This is a genomic window from Parafrankia colletiae (assembly GCF_001854655.1).
Classification (GTDB): Bacteria; Actinomycetota; Actinomycetes; order Frankiales; family Frankiaceae; genus Parafrankia; species Parafrankia colletiae.
This window is the reverse complement of sequence record NZ_MBLM01000151.1, coordinates 1-4735: the sequence shown is the minus strand read 5'-3', so window position 1 is coordinate 4735 and position 4735 is coordinate 1. Positions and strand designations below refer to the sequence as shown.

General features: G+C 75.3%; 2 protein-coding genes. Both read right to left on the bottom strand.

The features are described from left to right. The coding region (locus CC117_RS26845) for a beta-ketoacyl [acyl carrier protein] synthase domain-containing protein (RefSeq protein WP_198541999.1) at nucleotides 1–669 on the bottom strand (669 nt) is incomplete at its 3' end. Between the two features lie 70 nt (nucleotides 670–739). Continuing rightward, on the bottom strand, nucleotides 740–4735 hold a 3996-nt coding region (locus CC117_RS26840), incomplete at its 5' end, for a type I polyketide synthase (RefSeq protein ID WP_116287911.1).

Sequence of the window (4735 nt, the reverse complement as noted above, 5' to 3'; positions counted from 1 at the left end):
CCCCACCCGCAACGACCGCACCGCCAGATGCAACGCCACCAACGACGACGAACACGCCGTATCCACCGTCACCGCCGGACCCTCCAACCCCAGCGTGTAGGACACCCGGCCCGAGGCGACGCTGGAGGCGGTGCCGCTGATGCGGTAGCCCTCGACGCTTTCCGCGGCGGCGACCGACTCGCCGCCATACCCCTGGTAGATCAGCCCGGTGAAGACTCCCGCGTCGGTGCCGCGCAGCGAGGCAGGGTCGATACCGGCCCGTTCCAAGGCCTCCCACGACACCTCGAGCAACAGACGCTGCTGCGGGTCCATCGCCAGCGCCTCCCGCGGCGAGATCCCGAAGAACTCCGCGTCGAAACCACCGACGCCGGCGAGGAAGCCGCCTTCGCGTACATAGCTCGTCCCGGTGGCAGACGGATCCGGGTTGTACAGAGCGTCGACGTCCCAGCCGCGGTCCGGCGGGAATTCCGACACCATGTCACGGCCGTGCACGGCGACGTCCCACAGTTCCTCCGGGGAGGAGATACCGCCGGGGAAACGGCAGCCCATGCCGACGATCGCGATCGGCTCGCGGGCGGCGTCCTCGAGCTCGCGCACCCGCTGGGTGGCCGCGCGCAGTTCGGTGGTCGCCTGCTTCAGGAAATGGCGCAGCCGATCCTCGTTCGACACGGGGACTCCTCCTGACCTCGGGTGTCTCCGACCGTCCGGCGAAGACCGGGAACCTGGTGCGAACGGGAACTCAGGAAATACCGAACTCGCGGCCGAGCAGATCGAACATCTCCTCATCGGTCGCCGCGCCCAGATCGTCGTCGGGGGCGTCGAGGGTGCGCAGCATCGTCCGCAGCCGGGTCTGCAGCGCCGACCTGACCTGGCCGTCCGGCGGGCTGGCGGCCAGCGCCGCCTGCAGGCGGTCGAGGTCGTCGAGCACCGACCCGGCGCCGGCCTCGGCCCCGGACCCGGGCCCGGGTAGGAGGCCGCCTTCGGGGCCGGTCTCGTCGGGACGCAGGACGCTGAGCAGGTGGCGGGCGAGCGCCGCGGGGGTGGGATGGTCGAACACGACCACGGCGGCGAGTTGCTCTCCGGTGGCCTGGGCGAGCCGGTTGCGGGTCTCCACCGACGCGAGCGAGTCGAAACCGAGATCGGTGAAGGCGCGGTCGGCCGGGACGTCCTCGGGCGAGGCATGCCCGAGCACGGCCGCGACCTCGGTGCGCACCAGGCCCAGGAGCAGCCGGTGCCGCCCGCTGTCCGGCAGCGCGGCGAGGCGTTCCCGCAGCTGCCCGGCTGACGACCCACCGTTACCCGGCCCGTTCGCGGCGTTCGTCCCGTCGACGTCGGGGCGTGGATTCGCCTGGTCCGCGGCCCCCGGCGCGAGCCCGGTGACACCGGAAGCCGTCCCGTCGCCGCGCAGGCGGGCGAGCGCGTCGCGGGCCGGCGGGATCTCGTCGACGAAGCGGGTCGGCCGGCCAGGTGGGAAGGCCGCGACAAAACGCTCCCAGGCAACCCGGACCACCGCGACGCAGCTCTCGCCGTGGCCGACAACCTCGGCCAGCGCCCGCAGCGCCTCCGGCGGGTCGAGCGCGGGCAGGCCGTGCCGCGCGGTCCGTTCCCGCACCCGGGCGACGTCCGCCATCCCGCCGCCGGCCCAGGGGCCCCAGGCCACCGAGGTCGCGGGCAGGCCGCGGGCGCGGCGGTGCTCGGCGAGCGCGTCCAGTCCGGCGTTCGCGGCGGCGTAGGCGCCCTGCCCGGGATTGCCCCAGATGCCGGCCACCGACGCGAACAGGACGAAGGCGTCGAGCTCGTGGCCGGACAGCAGCTCGTCGAGGTGCGCAGCACCGGCCGTCTTGGCGGCGACGACGTCCGCGAGCTCGGCCGGACCCACCCGCTCCAGCACTCCGCCGGTGCCGCTGCCGGCCGCGTGGACGACAGCGGTCACCGGATGCTCCGCCGGGATGTCGGCGAGCACCCGGGCGAGCGCGGCCCGGTCGGCGACGTCGCAGGCGGCCACCGTGGTCTGCACGCCGAGGCTGCTCAGTTCGGCGACCAGCTCGGCGGCGCCGGGTGCCGCGGCACCGCGCCGGCTCGTGAGCACCAGCCGCTCGGCACCCTCGGCCGCGCACCACTGGGCGATCGCCGCGCCCAGCGCCCCGGTACCACCGGTGATCAGCACCGTTCCCCGCGGGCGCCACGGCGCGCCCCCGGCCTCCTCTGTTCCCGGCCTGCCGCCGGTGGTGGTGGTGCCGGCACGGACGAGGCGTCGGGCGAACGTCCCGGCCGGGCGCAGGGCGACCTGGTCCTCGCCGGAGGTGGCGGCGAGGACGGCGACCAGCCGCTCGGACGTCCGCGGGTCGAGGGTGGCGGGCAGGTCCACCAGACCGCCCCAGCGTGCGGGCATCTCCAGGGCGGCGACCCGACCCAGGCCCCACACCTGCGCCTGCGCCGGGTTGGTCAGCGGGTCGCCGGGCCCGGTCGACACCGCGCCCCGGGTGGCGCACCACAGCGGGGCGTCCACCCCGGCGTCCCCCAGCGCCTGCAGCAGCGCGACGGTGCCGGCGAGGCCGGTGGGAAGCACCGGATGGGTCCTGAGCGGGCTGTCATCCAGCGCTGCCAGCGACAGCACACCGCGGACGTCCTGCGCCCGGTCGGCCGCATCGGTGAGGGCGGCGGCGAGGCGGCCGGCCAGCGGGGCGCGGTCGACGTCCGCCTCGTCGAGGGCGAGCTGGCGCACCTGCGCACCGTGCAGTTCCAGGGCCTGGACGCAGGCGCGTGCCAGCGGGGCCGCGTCGGCGGCCGGCGGCGGGAGCACCACGATCCAGGTGCCGGACAGCGCGGGCGTGGCGGCACCGGGGAGGGACACCGGCGTCCAGACGATCCGGTAGGTCAGATCGTCCGTACCCGAGCTGTCCGAAGCCCCGCCGGCACCGCCGGCCGTGGCCGGGTCGGTGGCGCCGGAGGCCGGGGGCGGCTGGAACCAGTACCGCCGGTGCTGGAAGGCGTAGGTGGGCAGGTCAACCCGGTGGGCGCCCGTCCCGGCGAAGAACGCCGCCCAGTCGACGTGGACGCCGTTGACGTGCGCCTGGCTGAGCGCCGTCACCAGGGTGTGCTCCTCGGGGCGGTCCGCGCGCAGGGTGGGGACGAACGCCGCGTCGCCGGCGGGCACGCACTCGCGTCCCATCCCGGACAGGACCGCCGCCGGCCCGACTTCGACGAACGTGGTCACGCCCCGTTCGCGCAGGCAGGTGACCGCGTCGGCGAAGCGCACCGCGGCGCGGGCCTGCCGGACCCAGTAGTCCGCGTCGCACAGCTCGCCCGCGGCCACCGCACGCCCGGTCACCGTCGAGACCAGCGGGATCGCCGGGGCGTGGTAGGTCAGGGTCGCGGCGACCTGGCGGAACGGTTCGAGCATGCCGTCCATCAGGGGGGAGTGGAAGGCCGCGGTGACCCGCAGGCGGCGGGTCCGCCGGCCGGCCCGCTCGGCGTGCGCGGCCAGCGCCGCCACCGCCCGTTCGGTACCGGAGACGACGACGGACTCGGGCCCGTTGACCGCCGCCACATCCAGCTCACCGGCGACGTCCAGGCCGGCGGTGTCAGGGAGCCAGCCACGCACCTCGCGCTCGGTGGCCTGGATGGCAAGCATCGCCCCGCCCGGCTGCGCCGCCATCAGCCGTCCGCGGGCGGCGACGAGCCGGCAGGCGTCGGGCAGTGACAGGACGCCCGCGACGTGGGCGGCGGCGATCTCGCCGACGGAATGCCCGGCCACGACGTCCGGTACGACGCCCCAGCTGCGCAGCAGGCCGTGCAGGGCCACCTGCAGCGCGAACAGCGCGGGCTGGGTGAGATCGGTGCGGTCCAGCAGGTCGGCGTCGCCGTCCGCCTCGTCCAGTGGACGTTCGAGCAGCGGGTCGAGGTGGCTGYGGACGCGGTCGTGGATCTCGGCGAACACCGGGAAGCGTGCCCGCAGCTCGCGGCCCATCCCGACGCGCTGCGACCCCTGGCCGGTGAAGAGCATCGCCGTGCGGCCCGGGGTGCCGACGGTCGCCTCGACGAGTGTCGGCGCGGACTCGCCGCGGGCGAGCGCCGCCAGCGCGCGCGAGGCGCCGTCCCGGTCGGCGGCGGYGACGGCGGCCCGGCAGGGCAGTGCGGCCCGGCCCGTCGCCAGGGAGAACCCGATATCCAGTACGGACTCCGCCGACTCGGCCGCCCGCTGCGCGCCGGCGGTGAGGTGGGCGGCCAGTCGGGCGGCCTGCGCCCGCAGTGCCGCCGCGGAACGCGCCGAGACGAACCAGGGCACGACGGCGGGGTCGGTGCCGGGCCCGGAACCGGCCGGGAGCTCGCGGGCCCCCGACCGGTCCACACCGGGGCCGGCCTGCTCCAGGATGACGTGGGCGTTCGTGCCGCTGATCCCGAAGGACGACACCCCCGCCCGACGCACCCGACCCGGCCCACCCGGCCACGGAACCGTTTCCCGCGCCACCTCCACCCCACCCGACGACCAGTCCACCCTCGACGTCGGCGCATCCACATGCAACGACCCCGCCACCGCACCCCGCCGCAACCCCTCCACCATCTTGATAACCCCGGCAACACCCGCCGCCGCCTGCGTATGACCAATATTCGACTTCACCGACCCCACCAACAAAGAATCACCCGAACGCCCACCGAAAACTGTCAACAACGCGCCCAGCTCGATCGGATCACCCAACCGCGTCCCCGTCCCATGCCCCTCCACCACATCCAC